Annotated in this window: 17 protein-coding genes; 9 read left to right on the forward strand and 8 right to left on the reverse strand. The window is 60.3% G+C overall.

The window, feature by feature from the left end; all coding sequences use genetic code 11:
- Window positions 1-50 precede the first annotated feature (50 nt).
- Entirely contained in the window at window positions 51-926 is an 876-nt protein-coding gene (locus tag KZH41_RS26355; RefSeq protein WP_263273996.1) for a LysR family transcriptional regulator, read from the forward strand.
- A gap of 133 nt (window positions 927-1,059) precedes the next feature.
- Here the strand turns inward: KZH41_RS26355 and KZH41_RS26360 are convergent, their stop codons facing one another.
- Entirely contained in the window at window positions 1,060-2,052 is a 993-nt protein-coding gene (locus tag KZH41_RS26360; protein ID WP_263273997.1) for an AraC family transcriptional regulator, read from the reverse strand.
- Window positions 2,053-2,378: 326 nt separating this feature from the next.
- On the opposite strand from KZH41_RS26360, the gene antA reads away from it, so the two are divergent.
- The 4 genes from antA to KZH41_RS26380 all read left to right on the forward strand — a co-directional run bounded on the left by antA (window position 2,379) and on the right by KZH41_RS26380 (window position 6,856).
- The gene (antA, locus tag KZH41_RS26365) at window positions 2,379-3,770 is read left to right on the forward strand and encodes an anthranilate 1,2-dioxygenase large subunit (RefSeq protein WP_263273998.1); all 1,392 of its coding nucleotides are present in this window, start codon (window positions 2,379-2,381) and stop codon (window positions 3,768-3,770) included.
- A complete protein-coding gene (gene antB / locus KZH41_RS26370; RefSeq protein WP_094951790.1) occupies window positions 3,770-4,261 on the forward strand; it encodes an anthranilate 1,2-dioxygenase small subunit in 492 nt (163 codons plus the stop codon). The genes antA and antB overlap by 1 nt, the downstream gene beginning before the upstream one ends.
- Before the next feature lie 112 nt (window positions 4,262-4,373).
- Window positions 4,374-5,381 carry an anthranilate 1,2-dioxygenase electron transfer component AntC gene (gene antC / locus KZH41_RS26375; RefSeq protein WP_094951791.1) on the forward strand — a complete coding sequence of 336 codons (1,008 nt, stop codon included), beginning with the start codon at window positions 4,374-4,376 and terminating at the stop codon, window positions 5,379-5,381.
- 71 nt (window positions 5,382-5,452) lie between these two features.
- Window positions 5,453-6,856 carry an amino acid permease gene (locus tag KZH41_RS26380; protein WP_094951792.1) on the forward strand — a complete coding sequence of 468 codons (1,404 nt, stop codon included), beginning with the start codon at window positions 5,453-5,455 and terminating at the stop codon, window positions 6,854-6,856.
- A 161-nt stretch (window positions 6,857-7,017) separates the two neighbouring features.
- Here the strand turns inward: KZH41_RS26380 and kynA are convergent, their stop codons facing one another.
- Together kynA and kynB are read right to left on the reverse strand one after the other, a co-directional pair.
- A complete protein-coding gene (gene kynA / locus KZH41_RS26385; RefSeq protein ID WP_263273999.1) occupies window positions 7,018-7,875 on the reverse strand; it encodes a tryptophan 2,3-dioxygenase in 858 nt (285 codons plus the stop codon).
- A complete protein-coding gene (kynB, locus tag KZH41_RS26390; RefSeq protein ID WP_094951794.1) occupies window positions 7,872-8,522 on the reverse strand; it encodes an arylformamidase in 651 nt (216 codons plus the stop codon). Before kynB ends, kynA begins: the two co-directional genes overlap by 4 nt.
- 386 nt (window positions 8,523-8,908) lie before the next feature.
- Here kynB and KZH41_RS26395 point away from each other — a divergent pair, with 386 nt between their 5' ends.
- Both KZH41_RS26395 and KZH41_RS26400 read left to right on the forward strand, forming a co-directional pair.
- Window positions 8,909-9,253, forward strand: coding sequence for a cupin domain-containing protein (locus KZH41_RS26395; RefSeq protein WP_003194115.1), 345 nt, complete (start codon window positions 8,909-8,911; stop codon window positions 9,251-9,253).
- A gap of 95 nt (window positions 9,254-9,348) precedes the next feature.
- Complete coding sequence (locus KZH41_RS26400) at window positions 9,349-10,632, forward strand: OprD family porin (protein WP_263274000.1); 1,284 nt, start codon at window positions 9,349-9,351, stop codon at window positions 10,630-10,632.
- 57 nt (window positions 10,633-10,689) lie between these two features.
- On the opposite strand, the gene mmsB is transcribed toward KZH41_RS26400, so the two are convergent.
- A complete protein-coding gene (gene mmsB, locus KZH41_RS26405) occupies window positions 10,690-11,577 on the reverse strand; it encodes a 3-hydroxyisobutyrate dehydrogenase (RefSeq protein ID WP_263274001.1) in 888 nt (295 codons plus the stop codon).
- Window positions 11,578-11,592: 15 nt separating this feature from the next.
- Entirely contained in the window at window positions 11,593-13,110 is a 1,518-nt protein-coding gene (locus KZH41_RS26410; RefSeq protein WP_094951797.1) for a CoA-acylating methylmalonate-semialdehyde dehydrogenase, read from the reverse strand.
- A 129-nt stretch (window positions 13,111-13,239) separates the two neighbouring features.
- Between KZH41_RS26410 and KZH41_RS26415 the strand changes: the two genes are divergently transcribed.
- Both KZH41_RS26415 and KZH41_RS26420 read left to right on the forward strand, forming a co-directional pair.
- Window positions 13,240-14,187, forward strand: coding sequence for a LysR family transcriptional regulator (locus KZH41_RS26415; RefSeq protein ID WP_094951798.1), 948 nt, complete (start codon window positions 13,240-13,242; stop codon window positions 14,185-14,187).
- A gap of 330 nt (window positions 14,188-14,517) precedes the next feature.
- Window positions 14,518-14,808: a DUF3077 domain-containing protein gene (locus tag KZH41_RS26420; RefSeq protein WP_094951799.1), complete on the forward strand. Its 291-nt coding sequence runs from the start codon at window positions 14,518-14,520 to the stop codon at window positions 14,806-14,808.
- A gap of 318 nt (window positions 14,809-15,126) precedes the next feature.
- On the opposite strand, the gene KZH41_RS26425 is transcribed toward KZH41_RS26420, so the two are convergent.
- Genes KZH41_RS26425 through KZH41_RS26435 form a run of 3 tightly spaced genes read right to left on the reverse strand, consistent with a single transcriptional unit; the run spans window position 15,127 to window position 17,448 of the window.
- Window positions 15,127-15,618 (reverse strand): OmpA family protein, encoded by a 492-nt coding sequence (locus KZH41_RS26425; RefSeq protein WP_094951800.1) that lies wholly within the window; start codon window positions 15,616-15,618, stop codon window positions 15,127-15,129.
- A gap of 4 nt (window positions 15,619-15,622) precedes the next feature.
- Window positions 15,623-16,885, reverse strand: a complete 1,263-nt coding sequence (locus KZH41_RS26430) for a diguanylate cyclase domain-containing protein (RefSeq protein WP_242152515.1) — start codon at window positions 16,883-16,885, stop codon at window positions 15,623-15,625.
- Window positions 16,882-17,448 (reverse strand): YfiR family protein, encoded by a 567-nt coding sequence (locus KZH41_RS26435; RefSeq protein ID WP_242152518.1) that lies wholly within the window; start codon window positions 17,446-17,448, stop codon window positions 16,882-16,884. Before KZH41_RS26435 ends, KZH41_RS26430 begins: the two co-directional genes overlap by 4 nt.
- Window positions 17,449-17,557: the final 109 nt, after the last annotated feature.

The following is a 17,557-nucleotide window of genomic DNA, read 5'->3' on the forward strand; positions in this document are numbered from 1 at the left end:
AATATAGAATGGGTCTCGCACAATACCCTCAAGGTATGAAAGGAGCCGTCATGGAACTGCGTCATCTGCGCTATTTCCAGGTGCTGGGTGAGACCCTCAACTTCACCCGTGCCGCCGAACGCCTGCACATCGCCCAACCGCCGTTGAGCCGGCAGATCCAGCAATTGGAAGATGAATTGGGCGTGATTCTGCTCGAGCGCGGCCGACCGCTGCGGCTGACTGAGGCCGGGCGATTTTTCTATGAGCACGCCAATGTGCTGCTCGAACAGCTGGGCAAGGTCTGCGACACCACCCGGCGTATCGGCCAGGGCGAGAAGACCTGGCTGGGTATCGGCTTTGCGCCGTCGACCTTGTACGGCGTGCTGCCGGAGTTGATTCGGCGCCTGCGCAACCATGAGGCGCTGGAGCTGGAATTGGGCTTGTCGGAGATGACCACCTTGCAGCAGGTCGAAGCGCTCAAGGCTGGGCGTATTGACGTAGGCTTCGGGCGGATTCGCATCGACGACCCGGCCATCGTCCAGCGCGTGCTGGTAGAGGATCGACTGGTCGCCGTACTGCCCGCCGGCCACCCGTTGCTCGGCGCACCCGCCACCCTCGCCCAATTGGCCGCCGAGCCGTTTGTGCTCTACCCCGGCAACCCTTGCCCCAGCTATGCCGACCATGTGATCGCACTGTTCGACGCCCACGGCTTGAGCCTCAAGGTGGCGCAGTGGACCAACGAATTGCAGACCGCCATCGGCCTGGTCGGCGCGGGCATGGGCGTGACGCTGGTGCCGGCCTCGGTGCAGGTGCTGCACCGCGCGGATATCGGCTACACGCCGATTGTGGAAACCACCGCGACTTCGCCGATCATTCTTAGCCGCCGGGTGAATGATCAGTCGCCGGGGCTGAGTCATTGTTTGCAACTGGTGGAAGAGTTGATCTGAGCTCCCAAAGCCACCCCCTATCCAATGTGGGAGCTGGCTTGCCTGCGATGGCGGTGGATCAGTTGGCATCTTTACTAACTGGCCCACCGCTATCGCAGGCAAGCCAGCTCCCACAGTTTGATCCTCATTGTTTTCAAAGGCTGCGCAGGCGCGTGCGTTGCAGGGTTTGACTGGGGGATTCATCAAACAGCTTGCGGTATTCCGCTGAAAACCGTCCCAAGTGCGTAAAGCCCCAGCCCAGGGCGATTTCGGAAATAGTGCACGTCGAGCCGTGCTCGAGTATTTCCTGGCGCACGGCCCCCAGCCGGTATTTCTTCAGATAAGCCATGGGCGACAGCGCAAAGTATTTGCGAAAGGCATCAAACAGCTTGAACCGCGACACACCCGCAGCGGTTTCAAGGTCTTCCAGATGCACCGCTTCGCGGGCGTTTTCATGGATGAACTGCCGCGCCCGAATCAAGTAGTGCGGCAGCTTCACACCGAGTACGTCGCGTAATTCCTCTGAATAGTTGTTCGGCTGGGCGAGGATCAACCCCTTGATCAGCGAACTTTCCAGGTCACGGGTAAACGCCGCCTGCTCATACAACTCGCTGCTGCGCTCAAGCTCCGCAATGAAGTAGCGCGCCATGCGCCACCAGGATGCCGAAGCGCCGTCCACCGCGTCCATCACCGACTCAAAGCGCAGCGGCGCTTCAATCGGCCGTTGCAGCAAGCCTTCCAGGGATTCACTCATCGCCGCCCGTGTGATCACCACCTGCAGCTTGCGGCAGTCGCCGGAAATCGCCAGCACCTGATGCTCGTTGGGCGAGATGATTACGCCTTGATCGCGGTTGGAACTCAGGCGCACGCCGTCCTTGCTCAATTCCTGATCACCCACCAGCGGCAGGCTGAGGCTGTAGCTGCTGAAGTGCTCGGCGTCTTCGATGTCGATGGTCACGTCGGTGCCGTATTCGATCACGCCCAAGGTGGTGGCGCGGGACTTGAACACGTTGGCGCTGTGGTGAAAACGCAGGCGTTCGGGCGTGGCCGTCGCCAGGCGGTGTGGCCCGCAAATGCCGGACATCCAGCTGCAGGCGCCTTCCAGGTCGAAGCGTTGAATATGGATATCGCGTGTATGGCTACTCATCAGGGTGCACCCACGGCGGTTAGGCTGTTGCGCGCTCTGGCGGCGCGTCGTTAGCAATCGACAGCAAGTTCCAAGCCACGCCAGCCTCAATGCAACTGCGTGGATAGCAACGGTCGACTATGTGGATAAGTCGCAGGTTTTTTGCGACTTTCCCTTGATATGACAGTAGCGCATCGCGTCACCGAGCTGCACCGAACTGGGTATTTGCTGCCCACATTTACGGCGCAACTTTGCGGCTTACCTTCCCCCATTAAGCGGATAGCCCGCGCCCTGCCCCGCTGCCTTTAATGAACCACCGATTAGCCCCTATCAAAAAGGTGCCTCCCATGAGTGGTGCAAGAAGCGTCGAGCAGTGGAAAGCGTTTATCGAAAGCTGCCTGGATTTTCGCCCGGCCGATGAAGTGTTCCGCATCGCCCGGGACATGTTCACCGAGCCGGAACTGTTCGACCTGGAGATGGAACTGATCTTCGAAAAGAACTGGATCTACGCCTGTCACGAAAGCGAGCTGGCCCATAACCACGACTTCGTGACGATGCGCGCCGGGCGCCAGCCGATGATCATCACCCGCGATGGCGAAGGCCAGTTGAACGCGCTGATCAACGCCTGCCAGCATCGCGGCACCACGCTCACGCGGGTCGGCAAGGGCAACCAATCGACCTTCACCTGCCCGTTCCACGCCTGGTGCTACAAGAGCGACGGCCGGCTGGTGAAGGTCAAGGCGCCGGGCGAATACCCGGAAAGTTTCGACAAAGCCACCCGCGGTCTGAAAAAGGCACGCATCGAAAGCTACAAGGGCTTTGTGTTTATCAGCCTGGACGTGAACGGCACAAACAGCCTGGAAGACTTCCTCGGCGACGCCACAGTGTTCTTCGACATGATGGTCGCGCAGTCCGCCACCGGCGAGCTGGAAGTGCTGCCGGGTAAATCCGCCTACACCTACGACGGCAACTGGAAGCTGCAAAACGAAAACGGCCTGGACGGTTATCACGTCAGCACCGTGCACTACAACTACGTGGCCACGGTGCAGCATCGCCAGCAGGTGAACACCGAAAACGGCACGGGTTCAGGCACCACCCTGGACTACAGCAAGCTCGGCGCGGGCGATGCGAACACCGATGACGGCTGGTTCGCCTTCAACAACGGCCACAGCCTGTTGTTCAGCGACATGCCCAACCCCACCGTGCGTTCCGGCTACGCCACCATCATGCCGCACCTGGTGGAAGAGCACGGCCAGCAGAAGGCCGAGTGGATGATGCACCGCCTGCGCAACCTGAATATCTACCCAAGCCTGTTCTTCCTCGACCAGATCAGCTCGCAGCTGCGGATTATTCGCCCGGTGGCGTGGAACAAGACCGAGATCATCAGCCAGTGCCTGGGCGTGAAAAACGAATCTGACGCCGACCGCGAAAACCGTATCCGCCAGTTCGAGGACTTCTTCAACGTGTCCGGCATGGGCACACCCGATGACCTGGTGGAATTTCGCGAAGCCCAACGCGGCTTCCAGGGCCGCCTGGAGCGCTGGAGTGATATCTCACGCGGCAGCCACCGCTGGGAAACCGGCCCGACGCCGAACAGCGAAGCCATCGGCATCCAACCGGCGATGACCGGCACCGAGTTCACCCACGAAGGCCTGTACGTGAACCAGCACCGCAATTGGCAGCAGTTCCTGCTCAAGGGCCTGGACCAACAAGCGCTGACACTGCGGGAGGTGAAGTGATGAATGCGCAATTGCAGTACCAGATCGAGCAGTTCTTCTACCGTAAATCCGAGCTGTGCGACGCTCAGGACTGGGACGCCTACGTGCAGTTGTTCGACCCGCAAAGTGAGTTCCACCTGCCGCAGTGGGACTCGGAACACGTCTACACCCGCGACCCCAAGCGCGAGATGTCGCTGATCTATTACGCCAACCGTTCGGGGCTGGAAGACCGCGTGTTCCGCCTGCGCACCGGCAAGGCGGCGTCGGCCACACCAATGCCGCGCACGTTGCACCTGATCAATAATGTGCGGATTGCCGAGCAACCGGGTGGGTTACTGGACGTGAAGCTGAACTGGCACACGCTGTTCTATCGGCTGGCCATGTCGGAGCAGTTCTATGGCAGCGCCACCTACAGCCTCAAACCCCATGGCGACAGCTGGTTGATCACCCGCAAACACGCCTTGCTGCTCAACGACACCATCAACTCGGTGCTGGATTTTTATCACCTGTAGCAGCGAACTTTTGTGGCGAGCATCGCCCTGTGGCAAGCGGGCTTGTTGTGGAAAGCGGGCAAGCCTCCTCGCCACAGGGTGTGCGCAGCCACAAATACGCGGAGAACAACAAATGAATCACAAAGTGGCCTTCAGCTTTGCCGATGGCAAAACCCTATTTTTCCCGGTGGGCGCCCACGAAATCCTGTTGGACGCTGCGCTGCGCAACGGCATCAAGATCCCCCTGGATTGCCGCGAAGGCGTGTGCGGCACCTGCCAGGGGCGTTGCGAGTCCGGCGATTACAGCCAGGATTATGTCGACGAAGAAGCCCTCTCCAGCCTCGACCTGCAGCAACGCAAGATGCTCAGTTGCCAGACTAGGGTGAAGTCCGACGCAACGTTTTACTTCGATTTTGATTCGAGCTTGTGCAATGCGCCGGGGCCAGTGCAGGTGCGCGGCACGGTGAGCGAAGTACAGCAGGTCTCGGCCAGCACGGCCATTTTGCAGGTGCAAATGGAGGCGCCGCTGGACTTCCTGCCAGGCCAATACGCCCGCCTGTCGGTTCCCGGCACCGACAGTTGGCGCTCCTACTCCTTCGCCAACCGCCCGGGCAATCAATTGCAGTTTCTGGTGCGCCTGCTGCCCGATGGCGTCATGAGCAACTACCTGCGCGAGCGTTGCCAGGTCGGTGACGAAGTGCTGATGGAGGCGCCATTGGGTGCTTTCTACCTGCGCCATGTCACCCAACCGCTGGTGCTGGTGGCAGGCGGCACCGGGTTGTCGGCGTTACTGGGCATGCTCGATGAACTGGCAGCCAACGGTTGCGAGCAGCCGGTGCACCTGTACTACGGCGTTCGCGGGGCCGAAGACTTATGCGAAGCGGCGCGCATCCACGCCTACGCTGCAAAAATCCCGAATTTTCGCTACACCGAAGTACTGAGCGACCCATCACCTGCGTGGACCGGCAAGCGCGGCTACCTCACCGAACATTTCGACCTGGCCGAATTGCGGGACAGATCGGCAGATATGTACGTGTGCGGCCCCCCGCCGATGGTCGAATCCATCCAACAATGGCTGGCGGATCAGGCACTTGATGGCGTTCAGCTGTATTACGAAAAGTTTACGCAGAGTAATATCTGACCCCTCAGCAGTTCTGAGGGGCGGTGCGGCGTGCAATCAACCCTGAGAAAAACAAGTAGAAGGGAATGTTAATGGCGGATGACATGGTTAACCCGGTAGGCCTCAAGCGTGGCCTGAAGAACCGGCATATTCAGCTGATTGCCTTGGGAGGGGCGATTGGCACGGGGTTGTTCCTCGGCTCGGCCGGGGTGCTTAAGTCGGCGGGGCCGTCGATGATCCTGGGTTACGCGATTGCGGGGTTCATCGCGTTCCTGATCATGCGCCAGCTCGGCGAGATGATCGTCGAAGAACCGGTAGCCGGCTCCTTCAGCCACTTCGCGCACAAATACTGGGGCGGTTACGCGGGCTTCCTGGCCGGCTGGAACTACTGGGTCCTCTACGTGCTGGTGGGCATGGCCGAACTGACGGCCGTGGGCAAATACATTCAGTTTTGGTGGCCGGAGATCCCGACCTGGGTCAGCGCACTGGTGTTCTTTGTCGCGGTGAACCTGATCAACACCCTCAACGTGAAGTTCTTCGGTGAAGCCGAGTTCTGGTTTGCGATCATCAAGGTGGTGGCGATTGTCGGCATGATCGTGCTCGGCTGCTACCTGCTGTTCAGCGGCACCGGCGGCCCGCAAGCCTCGGTGAGCAACCTGTGGAGCCACGGCGGGTTCTTCCCGAATGGCGGCATGGGGCTGTTGATGTCGATGGCCTTCATCATGTTCTCGTTTGGTGGCCTGGAGCTGGTGGGCATCACTGCCGCCGAGGCCAGCGAGCCGCGCAAAGTGATCCCCAAAGCGATCAACCAGGTGGTCTACCGGATTCTGATTTTCTACGTCGGCGCCCTGACCGTGCTGCTGTCGCTGTACCCGTGGGACCAACTGCTGCAAACCCTCGGCGCCTCGGGCGATGCCTACAGCGGCAGCCCGTTTGTGCAGATCTTCTCGCTGATCGGTAACGACACCGCCGCACACATCCTCAACTTCGTGGTGCTGACCGCGGCGTTGTCGGTGTACAACAGCGGCGTGTACTGCAACAGCCGCATGCTGTTCGGCCTGGCCGAGCAAGGCGATGCGCCCAAAGCGCTGATGAAGCTGAACAAGCAAGGCGTACCGCTGCGCGCCCTGGCGATTTCGGCGCTGGTGACGATGCTGTGCGTGGTGGTCAACTACGTCGCACCGCACAGCGCGCTGGAGCTGCTGTTTGCACTGGTGGTTGCCTCGCTGATGATCAACTGGGCGCTGATCAGCCTCACCCACATCAAGTTCCGCAAAGCCATGGGCGAGCAAGGCGTGGTGCCGTCGTTCAAGACCTTCTGGTTCCCGTTCAGCAACTACCTGTGCCTGGCGTTCATGGTGATGATCATCAGCGTGATGCTGGCGATTCCGGGCATTCGTGAGTCGGTGTATGCGATGCCGATTTGGGTGGGGGTTATCTATGTGGCGTATCGGTTGCGGATCAGAAAGGGTAACGCTGTAGTGAATGCACAGTGATCCCTGTGGGAGCCGGGCTTGCCCGCGATGGCGGTGTGTCAGCCACTGGAGGTGGTGACTGATACACCGCCATCGCAGGCAAGCCAGCTCCCACATTTTGAAGCGGCATTCCCACGCAGAGCGTGGGAACGATCAGCCCCGGGATTCCGGGGCTTTTTTGTTTAGAGCGTGGAACGCACTCGCCACAGCTCGGGGAACAGCACGGTGTCGAGCATCTTGCGCAGGTAACCCACGCCCTCGGTGCCGCCCGTACCCGGCTGGAAGCCGATAATCCGCTCCACCGTGGTCACATGCCGGAAGCGCCATTGGCGGAACGAATCCTCCAAATCAATAAATTTCTCAGCCAACTGATACAAATCCCAATACCGGCTCGGGTCGCGATACACCTCACGCCAGGCCGCTTCCACGGACTCATCGTGAACCGTGGCCGCCGTCGGGTCGCGCTCGGCGCGTTTGGGGTCAATCGCCAAACCCGCCTTGGCCATCAAATTAACCGCCGCGTCATACAGCGACGGTGTGGCAATCGCCACCTGCAACTCCTGCAACAACTCAGGCCGGTGCGCATGCGGGCGCAACAGCGCTGCGCTCTTGTTGCCGAGAATAAATTCGATCTCGCGGTACTGGAACGACTGAAACCCCGACGACTGCCCCAGGAACGGGCGGATCGCCTTGTATTCCGACGGCGTCATGGTCGCCAGCACCGCCCAGGCGTGCACCAGTTGATCGAAGATACGCGACACCCGCGCCAGCATCTTAAACGCCGGCGACAGCTCACCCAGGCGCACGTGTTCGCGGGCGGCCTTGAGTTCGTGGAGCATCAGTTTCATCCACAGCTCGGAGGTCTGGTGCTGGATGATGAAGAGCATTTCGTTGTGGTCCGGCGACAACGGATGCTGGGCGCTGAGGACTTTGCCCAGGTCCAGGTAATCGCCGTAGCTCATCGACTCGGAAAAATTCAGCTCGGCGTTATGCCATTCTTCCGGCGGTTGGTAGTCAGCAGAGAAGGGACATTGGCTCATCGCGTAAGCTCCTTGAGCGGGCGAAGAATGGCGCGGACCGGGCTCGCGTCCAAGTTGGCAAAGCGCAGCGGCAGCGCGATCAGTTCATAGTCGCCCTCCGGTACGTCATCGAGCACGATGCCTTCGAGAATCGCCATGCCGTGGCGGGCCACGGCGTTGTGGGAATCCATGGTCTTGGACTGTTGCGGGTCCAGCGAGGGCGTATCGATACCGATCAGGCGCACACCCAGGCTGGCGAGCAGCTCAATGGTTTGCGGCGCGATGGCGGTGAAGTTCGAATCCCATTCCGTCAGCGGCGCTTGTGGATAAGTCCGCAGCAGCACGCGCTCCGGCAGGTTATCCACACGCCCTTGCAGTTGATGCGGCTGCACCAGCGCGCCACTGCCCAGGCAATGCAACACCCGGCACGGGCCCATGTACACGTCCAGCGACACCTCACCAATCGGCGCGCCGTCCGCGCTGTAATGCAGCGGTGCATCCACATGGGCGCCGGTGTGCGGCGAGAAGGTCACGCGGCCCACATTCACCGGGCACTCGGGGCCGAACTGCCACACGCGCTCTTCCTGGAACGGCGTATCGCCCGGCCAAGTCGGGGTGGCCGTACTCAAGGGCGGGCTGATATCCCACCACGTTTTTATTGGGTTCATTTCAAGGCTCTCGGCTGTTACCTGGGTGAATGATACGAGGGCCAGCCGTGCATTTTCTTGCTTATTCCAGCGCCAGGCGGGAATTCTTTCGCACATACTGCGAGGAAGTGGGGGATTGACGCACAAATCTAGCGCCCGGCCGCAATCGTTCAAACAACTCAAATCCTTGTGGGAGCCGGGCTTGCCCGCGATGGCGCCGTGTCAGGCGATGAGAGGCAAGCTGTGGCGCCGTCATCGCGGGCAAGCCCGGCTCCCACAGGGTTCTAGGGGGCATGATGAATCACTGTGCGGTTGCGCTTCTGAGCATCCCGATGTCGAGTTCAGACCACTGACACAACGCCCAAGGCCTTAGGGTGCATCTTTGCATTCACTGCCTCGGAGCCATCATGTCCAAGCCCATCACCGTATTGCGCGACACCCACCCACTGCCGGTCCTGGATGCCTGCAAATGGGAAAAACTCGAAGGCGACCCGCACACCGTCAACCTCAACGCCTACACCAGCGAAGACGGCAGCAAGATCATGGGCACCTGGATTTGCACCCCGGGCAAGTGGTACGTGGAATACGTGAAGTGGGAATACTGCCACTTCCAGGAAGGCTACTGCGTGATCACCCCCGAAGGGATGGCGCCGATTCACTTGCGCGCTGGGGATATCTTTGTGGTGGAGCCCGGCATGAAAGGGACCTGGGAAGTGGTCGAGACGGTGCGTAAGTACTTTGTATTTGCCTGACACCTGGAGCGGAACACCCTACATAGAATCAGATAAATCCTGCCCTCCTTCAAACAAGTCTTAGACCGAGTTAGAAGGGTTTACAGCAACCTGCGATGAGCACCATCCCTCTCACGCAGGCTGCATCAATGAACCTAATAACCAAAGTATGCGCTTTAAACCTCAGCCTCTTTCTGACGCCCTACGCACTCGCTGACTTCATCAGCGACAGCACCGGCAAGCTTGAACTGAAAAACTTTTACTACAACCGCGACTACCGCGACCCCGAGGCCACACAGTCCAAGCGGGAAGAGTGGGCGCAAGGTTTCGCCTTGCAACTTGAATCGGGGTTTACCGAAGGCACCGTGGGCGTAGGCGTCGACGTGCTCGGCATGGCCGGGTTCAAACTCGACTCAAGTGCGAGCCGAACCCGGTCCGGCCTGCTGCCCGTGCGTGACTCCGGAAAAGCCGAAGACAGCTACGGCGAGGTCGGCGTTACGGCCAAACTCCGGGCGTCGCACAGCACGCTGAAAATCGGCACGCTGGTGATGCCACCACTCCCCTTCCTGGAAAAAAACATCGGGAGCTTGCACCCGCAACTCTTCAGAGGCGCCTACCTGCACTCGCAGGAAGTGCAAGACTTGAAGCTGGACTTGGGCAGAATCACCCAGGTCAATCAACCCAATTCCACCAACTACGAAGCATTGGGTGTCGGCACGGGCACACGCAAAAACATTGTTGTGCGTGGGAAGAATCAATCGGATGCATTCGACTTTGCCGGCGGCAGTTACGCGTTCAACAAACAAATCACTGGCAGTTATTACTACAGCGCGCTGGATAATCTCTACACCCAACACGCCGCCGCCCTTCAACACACTTATCCGGTGGCAGAGAACCAAAGCCTGAAAAGCGAACTGCGTTATGCGCGCTCCACCGATAACGGTAATACCAACATCGACAACACCGCGCTGGGCGCGCAGTTGAGTTATTCATTGGGTTCACATAAATGGACCGGCGCCTATCAAACCATGCAAGACAACACGGGGTTTGCAGCCTTGAGGGGAAGCTTCTCCTCACTGGTAAACTTTTTCCAATACAGCGACTTCGCCAATAAAGACGAAAAGTCCTGGCAACTTCGCTACGACTACGACTTCGCGTCACTCGGCGTTCCCGGCCTCTCGCTGTTTACCCGCTATGCCTCGGGCAGCAACGTGGACCTAGGCCCTGGGCGTTCAGACGGTCGCGAGTGGGAACGGGATATCGACGTGACCTATGTGTTCCAGAACCCGACCCTAAAAAACGTAAAAGTGCGCGTGCGCAACGCCATGGTGCGTTCCAACTTTGAACGGGATATCGACGAAACCCGCCTGATCGTCAGCTACGAACGACCACTGTGGTAACGCTCGCCCTGCGCAAAAACCCGAGAGCCCGCGCAAGGCGGGCTCTCGGAAACGCCCCTACTTGGGTTTGCGATAGCTGTTGATGATCGCCGAGAAGTCCTTGCCGCCTTCCCCGCGCTGGCTCATCGATTGATACAACTGCTGGGCCACGGCACCGAGAATCACCGGTTGCTTGGCCTGGCGCGCCGCTTCGGTGGCCAGGCCCAGGTCCTTGAGCATCAGGTCGGCGCCAAAACCACCGGTGTAACCGCGCGAAGACGGCGCGGTTTCAATCACGCCCGGCCACGGGTTGTAGGTGTCGGAACTCCAGCAGCGCCCAGTGGAGCTGTTGATGATGCCGGCCAGCACTTGGGTGTCGATGCCCAGTGCATCGCCCAAGGCCATGGCTTCGCTGACGCCGACCATGCTGATGCCGAGCAGCAGGTTGTTGCAGATCTTGGCGATCTGGCCGGTGCCGATGTCGCCGCAATGCACGATGTTGCGGCCCATCTGCGCCAGCACCGGTTGCAGGGTGGCGAACAGTTCCAGGGGGGCGCCGACCATGAAGGTCAAAGTCCCTGCGCTCGCGCCACCGGTGCCGCCAGAGACGGGAGCATCAGCTATCACCACACCTTGCTTGGCCGCGGCTGCGGACACATCGCGGATAGTTTGCGGGTCGATGGTGCTGCAATCCACGGCAGGTACGCCTTTGCCGATGCCGGCCAAAACGCCGTCCTCATTCAGCCACACGCTACGCACATGGGCTGCGGCCGGCAGCATGGTAATCACCAGCTCGGCGTCTTTCGAGGCATCGCGTGGTGAGTCGCTGATGGTGCCGCCCAACTCGGCCAATTCTTTGAGCACGGTTTGGTTCAGGTCGAACAGGTTCAGCGCGTGCCCGGCCTTGATCAGGTTGCGGGCCATGGGCGCGCCCATGTTGCCCAAGCCGATAAATGCAATCTTCATGGTCGTCTCCCCAAATCAGCGCAGGTTGATGGTGGTGTTGACGCCATCATTGACCGTGTCGTCGTCGAACCAGCGGCTCGTCACGGTTTTGGTCTGGGTGTAGAACTGCACCACTTGCTTGCCGTACGGGCCCAGGTCGCCGAGCTTGGAACCACGCGAACCGGTGAAGCTGAAGAACGGCACCGGCACAGGGATCGGGATGTTGATGCCGACTTGGCCTACATCGATTTCGCTCTGGAACTTACGCGCCGCCGCACCGCTTTGGGTGAACAGGCCGGTGCCGTTGCCGAACGGGTTGGCGTTGACCAGCGCGATGGCCTCATCGAGGGTCGCAACCTCCAGCACCACCAGCACCGGGCCGAAGATTTCCTGGGTGTAAATCTGCATGTCAGTGGTCACGCCCGAGAACAGGGTCGGGCCAACAAAGTTGCCTTGCTCGAAGCCCGGCACCTTGATGTCGCGCCCGTCCAGCTCCAGCTTCGCGCCTTCTTTCACGCCGCTTTCGATCAGTTCCAGGATGCGCGTCTTGGCACGTTTGGAAATCACCGGGCCGACATCCGTACCGGCTTCACTGCCGGCATTCACTTTGAGCTTTTGCGCCAACGCCTTGAGGTCCGGCAGCCATTGCTTGGCCGCGCCCACCAGCACCACCACCGAGGTGGCCATGCAACGCTGGCCCGCCGCGCCGAAACCGGCACCGACCAGTGCATTCAACGTGTGTTCGCGATTGGCGTCCGGCAGCACCACGGCGTGGTTCTTGGCGCCCATCATCGACTGCACGCGCTTGCCGTGCTTACCGGCCAGGTCGTACACGTGAGTACCCACAGCAGTCGAACCGACGAAGGACACCGCCTTGATGTCTTTATGGGTGCACAGCGCATCCACCACATCTTTGCCGCCGTGTACGACGTTGAGCACGCCAGCCGGCACGCCAGCTTCCAGCGCCAGCTCTACCAGCAGCAGGGTCGACAGCGGGTCTTGCTCGGACGGCTTGAGGACGAAAGTGTTACCGCAGGCAATCGCCATCGGGAACATCCACAGTGGAATCATCGCCGGGAAGTTGAACGGCGTGATACCCGCGCACACGCCGATAGGCTGGCGCAGGGTGTAGGTGTCGACGCCACCGGCGACGTTTTCAGCGAATTCGCCCATCTGCAAGGTGCCGATAGAGCACGCGTGCTCGACCACTTCCAGGCCACGGAAAATATCGCCCTCGGCATCGGCAATGGTCTTACCCTGCTCGGCGCTGAGGACCACAGCGATGCGTTTGGAATGTTCACGGATCAAGGCTTGCAGCTTGAGCATGATGCGCATGCGCGCGCCGATCGGCGTCAGCTTCCAAGTCTGGAAGGCCTGATGGGCAGCGTCGATGGCCGCATTGACTTCATCGGCGGTAGCGAAAGGGACTTTGGCCAGCACTTGCTGGGTGGCCGGGTTGACGATGTCTTGCCAGTGGGTGGTCTTTGACTCGACCCATTCACCGTTGATCAGCAACTTGACCTGTTGCACGGAAATGTCGGCAGAAGCGTTCATGTGGTCTCCAATCTTGTAGTTATGCAGAGACAAGGCGCGTGAATCGCCTTGGGAATGAGGCGTTCGGACTGTTTTTGGAGTATAGATGTGCAAATCTCTAATAAGAACGCACATAAAAGCCGGTCCAATATGCAAAAAAACATCACATCACTGGGCTCCCTGAATTGGGATGACCTGAAGTTTTTCCTCGAAGTGGCCCGCACCCGCAAGGCCAGCGTCGCCGCTAAACGCCTGGCGGTGGACTACACCACCGTGTCGCGGCGTATCAGCTCGTTGGAAGTGTCGCTCGGCACGCTGCTGTTCGAAAAATCCCGGACCAGCGGTTTTGTGCTCACCCCCGAGGGCCAGCGTTTACTGGGTTACGCGGAGTCCATCGAAAGCACCTTGCACATGGCCTGCGAGCAAGTCTCCGGCTCCGGCGTGGCGCTGTCCGGCCATGTGCGCATGGGCTGCACCGAAGGCTTCGGCAGCTTTTTCGTCACCCCGCAGCTCAGCCACTTCGTCGACACCTACCCGGCCATCTCAGTCGACATCCTGCCCCTGCCCCACTTCATCAGCCTGTCCAAGCGCGAAGCCGACATCGTCATCGCCCTGGAACGCCCGGAACACGGGCCGTACGTGTGCTGCAAACTGTGCGACTACAAACTGCAGCTGTACGCGACCCAGGACTACCTCGACCAACACCCGCCCATCCAGCGCCCGGCGGACTTGGCTGAGCATCCGTTTATCAGCTATGTGGATGACTTGGCGTTCAGCTCGGAGCTGTTGTACCTGGCGAATGTGGTGCCCGGCGCCAGCGCGAGTTTGCGCAGTACCAGCGTGATAGCGCAGTACGTCGCGGCGCAGCAGGGCCGGTCGATGGCGATATTGCCGTGCTTTTTGGCGGCGCAGGATCCGCGGTTGTTGCCGGTGTTGGGGGAGGAGATTGCGATTACACGGCAGTTTTGGATGTACTGCCGGGAGGATTTGAGGAAGCTGAAGCGGATTACGTTGTTGTGGGACTACATCAGGGAAGTGACGGAGCAGAATCAGGGGCTGTTGATGGGGGAGACGCGGGAGATAAAATTCGCGGATTAAAGGGCCATCAACGACGATTCGCTTTAATTTGCAGGACGTTTCCTAGAGACTCTCTACCCCATTGCGCCTTACCGTTTGGGTCACTAGCCTCCCTGGGTCGCTGCACATCAGCGATCGGGTTTAGCGATCCGGGTTTCAGGCGTGACACTGCCCCCAACAGTAATAGCTGACGTCGTCAGCTCTTAGCGTTTTATGGCGGCTGTGTGCGGGAGACTTTCGAGTCTACCCGGGATGCGCTCTGGCCCGGATCGCTAACCTGCACACAGCTGCCACCCTCTTCATGTTTAGCGATGTGATGTGGCGGCTCTACTTCCGCAGAGAGCAATCGTCATGAGCAAAATAGTCCCCGATCCACCGCTTTCCTCCATCACCACCCTCGGCATCGTCACCTTCGGCGATTACGGCGAAAACCAAAAACCCCTTTTCCGCGTCAACTCCGGCATGCCGATTGAGCAAGCCCTGGAACACGCCTCCACCCTGCTTTTTTACTCCAAGAAACTCGCCATGGAAGCCGCCATGGATGTGCGCGGCGAGCAATACGCATGGGCCGCGCATTACCTGTGTGAGATGGGCAAGGCCGTGGTGGATGACTTGACGCAGGCGATGACGCCCGCGAGCTAAACGCCAGATCGTTCCCACGCTCTGCGTGGGAATGCCGCCCCGGACGCTCTGCGTCTGCTGTTGAAGTCGTGACGCAGAGCGTCACAGGATGCATTCCCACGCGGGGCGTGGGAACGATCGGATATAAGTGTGGGAGCTGGCTTGCCTGCGATGGTGGTGGGTCAGTCAGCACATCGGCTACTGATACACCGCTATCGCAGGCAAGCCAGCTCCCACCTTGGATTGCATTGCAACATTTGAGATCGTTTAGATCGTTCCCACGCTCTGCGTGGGAATACCGCCTTGGACGCTCTGCGTCCGCTTCTAGCGGTGAGGCGCTTAGTCGGCGATCACCACAATCGACACGCGCCGATTCTCGGTGCGCCCCGCTACCGTGGTGTTCGGCGCCACCGGTTCGCTGCTGCCCAGACCGCGCAGTTGGATGTTTTCTTCTTTCATGCCCACACCGGTCAGCACTTTGCCCACGCTTTTGGCGCGGCGCAGGGACAGTTGCTGGTTGTAGCTCTCTTTGCCCGAGGCGTCAGTGTGGCCGTCTACGCGTACGCGGTCGATGCCGGCGCCGACCAGGGCTTTGCCGATGCGTTCGACGATGTCGGTGCTGGCTTTGTTGAGGCTTTCAACGTCGCTGCCGAACAGCACTTTGCCCGACAGGCCGAAGGCCCAGCCTTCGTCGGTGAGTTCGAAGCCTTGTTGTTTGAGGACTGCGACTTGGGCCGGGGTCAGGCCTTTGGGTGGGGGCGTCTGGCAGCCGCCGAGGGCAAGGAATGCCACCAGTAAGGTAATAAACATAAAACGTGCGGTCGAGAACAAGGGATCAACTCCTGTGGTTAACATTTGCGGCGGTGGGCTCCGATTCCGCCGTTTGCTGGCCGCCCTGGGATAATCGTTTGGCCTGGTACATCGCCGCATCGGCGGCATTAAGCAGGGTGCCGGGGGTGGCACCATGATCGGGATAAACGGCAATGCCGATACTGAGAGAGGTCAACACCTGGGTGTTGCCGGGCAGTGGGATCGGTTTGTCCATGCTGGCAATGATCTTGTCGGCGATGCGCTGCGCGTCCTCAACTTTGTGCAGCGGCGCCAGCAGCACCGCAAATTCATCGCCGCCCAAGCGCGCTACCAGATCATCTTCACGCAATTGCGCACGCACGCGCTCGGCGACGGCGACCAGCACGGCATCACCGGCGGCGTGGCCGAAGTTGTCGTTGATGTCTTTGAAGCGGTCGCTGTCGAGGAACAACACGGCGACCCGTTCGTTGACCTTGGCGGCGCTGCGCAGGGCGCGAATCAGCCGGCCTTCGAAAAACGCGCGATTGGGCAGGCCGGTCAGGCTGTCGTGGCTGGCCTGGTGGGCCAGGGTTTCATTCTCACTTTGCAGGTGGCTTTGCCAAGCTTCCATCTCGCCGAGCAAGGCATTGAAGTCGCTGCCCAGGCTGTCGAGTTCGGCGATCTGCGCCGGTGGCACGCGCCGGTCAAAGTCGCGCTCGCTACGGGCGGCGTGGGCCACGGCGGCGAGGCTTTGCAGCGGTTCGGTAATGCCCTGCAGCAAGCGGCGCGCCAGGTAGAGCGCCACCCAGGCGCTTAGGGCGGTGCAGATGAGGATCCCGGCCAGGCCGCTGAGCAGGAAGCGCAGCAGGCTGCCGCCATGGCCGACCAGGTGAATGCTGCCGACGGCTTGCCCTTGATGCAAAACCGGCTGGCTGATGGGCTGCTCGAGCAAGGTGTGCGCGACTGCCAGTTCAACCCGCGACAGCAGCCCGGTATCCGGCCGCACCCATTGCGCGAGCAACTTGCCGCTGTCATCAAAGACTTCAGCCTGGGCCACCTCTTCAGTCGACGCAATCAGGCTCAGGGCTTCGGTAGCCGCGGCGCTGTCGTCGAACACCACCGCCGCTTCCACGGTGTAGTTGATGGAACGCGCGATCAGGTGCAGGTTGTGCTCGGCATAAACCCGCAGCGCCAGCACGCCGAGCAGGGTCAGGGACACGCTGGCCAAGGTCACGGCGACCAACGCCAGGATCAAATGCCCACGGCCAATGACCGAACGCAACGTCGGCCGCGCTTTCGGGTTACTCATGGCGTCGGCGCTCGACGACGGGACAGTTGCAACACGCTGGGGTGAATGCGCACGCCACTGCGGGCGACGGAGTCCAAGTTGACCTCAAACGACACCTGCGCATCGCCCACGCGCAGGCAGAACAGGCTGCCCACGGTGCATCGGTCGCCGCCTTCGCTGATGCTGAGCACCGGGTGGCCGATCAGCGACGCGAACAGCCGAGTGCGCTCATCGTCGGAGAGTTTGCCGATGTACACGGCGTCGCAAGCACTGAGGATGTCAGGATTGTCGGCCAGCAGGCGCTTCACCACTACCGGGCGCCCCGTGGCCTGAGTGGTGCCTTTGATCAGATCATCGGTGTATTGGGTGGGGCCGACGATGCACAGCCGCAGTTGTGCAGGCTCCACCGGCCAGCGCGCGTAACTGAGGATGCCGAGTACCACTTGGGTGACTGCCTGGGCACGGTGGTCTGCCGGGCTTGGCGTTTGCGCATTGGCAAACGGCGCGAGCAGGCACAGAACCGCCACCAGTAACATGCGTCTCCAGCTCAAACTACGCTCTGTGGGCGAGACAGCCACGGTCATTGCAGCAATTCTCTCAGGTGTTTTTTCAGGTTTTTTTTCAGGCTAATGCCGCAACGATAGCACAGCAACGGAAAACCCCGCGAAGAGCCGACTTCGCGAGATCCGCTAT

The sequence above is a fragment of the Pseudomonas sp. YeP6b genome (genome assembly GCF_025642995.1).
In the GTDB taxonomy this organism is placed as follows: Bacteria; Pseudomonadota; Gammaproteobacteria; order Pseudomonadales; family Pseudomonadaceae; genus Aquipseudomonas.

What these genes read in the sequence shown, in the direction of transcription:
- KZH41_RS26355 (WP_263273996.1), top strand. Translation starts at nt 51, where the DNA reads ATGGAACTGCGTCATCTGCGCTATTTCCAGGTGCTGGGTGAGACCCTC.
- KZH41_RS26360 (WP_263273997.1), bottom strand. Translation starts at nt 2,052, where the DNA reads ATGAGTAGCCATACACGCGATATCCATATTCAACGCTTCGACCTGGAA.
- antA (WP_263273998.1), top strand. Translation starts at nt 2,379, where the DNA reads ATGAGTGGTGCAAGAAGCGTCGAGCAGTGGAAAGCGTTTATCGAAAGC.
- antB (WP_094951790.1), top strand. Translation starts at nt 3,770, where the DNA reads ATGAATGCGCAATTGCAGTACCAGATCGAGCAGTTCTTCTACCGTAAA.
- antC (WP_094951791.1), top strand. Translation starts at nt 4,374, where the DNA reads ATGAATCACAAAGTGGCCTTCAGCTTTGCCGATGGCAAAACCCTATTT.
- KZH41_RS26380 (WP_094951792.1), top strand. Translation starts at nt 5,453, where the DNA reads ATGGCGGATGACATGGTTAACCCGGTAGGCCTCAAGCGTGGCCTGAAG.
- kynA (WP_263273999.1), bottom strand. Translation starts at nt 7,875, where the DNA reads ATGAGCCAATGTCCCTTCTCTGCTGACTACCAACCGCCGGAAGAATGG.
- kynB (WP_094951794.1), bottom strand. Translation starts at nt 8,522, where the DNA reads ATGAACCCAATAAAAACGTGGTGGGATATCAGCCCGCCCTTGAGTACG.
- KZH41_RS26395 (WP_003194115.1), top strand. Translation starts at nt 8,909, where the DNA reads ATGTCCAAGCCCATCACCGTATTGCGCGACACCCACCCACTGCCGGTC.
- KZH41_RS26400 (WP_263274000.1), top strand. Translation starts at nt 9,349, where the DNA reads ATGAGCACCATCCCTCTCACGCAGGCTGCATCAATGAACCTAATAACC.
- mmsB (WP_263274001.1), bottom strand. Translation starts at nt 11,577, where the DNA reads ATGAAGATTGCATTTATCGGCTTGGGCAACATGGGCGCGCCCATGGCC.
- KZH41_RS26410 (WP_094951797.1), bottom strand. Translation starts at nt 13,110, where the DNA reads ATGAACGCTTCTGCCGACATTTCCGTGCAACAGGTCAAGTTGCTGATC.
- KZH41_RS26415 (WP_094951798.1), top strand. Translation starts at nt 13,240, where the DNA reads ATGCAAAAAAACATCACATCACTGGGCTCCCTGAATTGGGATGACCTG.
- KZH41_RS26420 (WP_094951799.1), top strand. Translation starts at nt 14,518, where the DNA reads ATGAGCAAAATAGTCCCCGATCCACCGCTTTCCTCCATCACCACCCTC.
- KZH41_RS26430 (WP_242152515.1), bottom strand. Translation starts at nt 16,885, where the DNA reads ATGAGTAACCCGAAAGCGCGGCCGACGTTGCGTTCGGTCATTGGCCGT.
- KZH41_RS26435 (WP_242152518.1), bottom strand. Translation starts at nt 17,448, where the DNA reads ATGACCGTGGCTGTCTCGCCCACAGAGCGTAGTTTGAGCTGGAGACGC.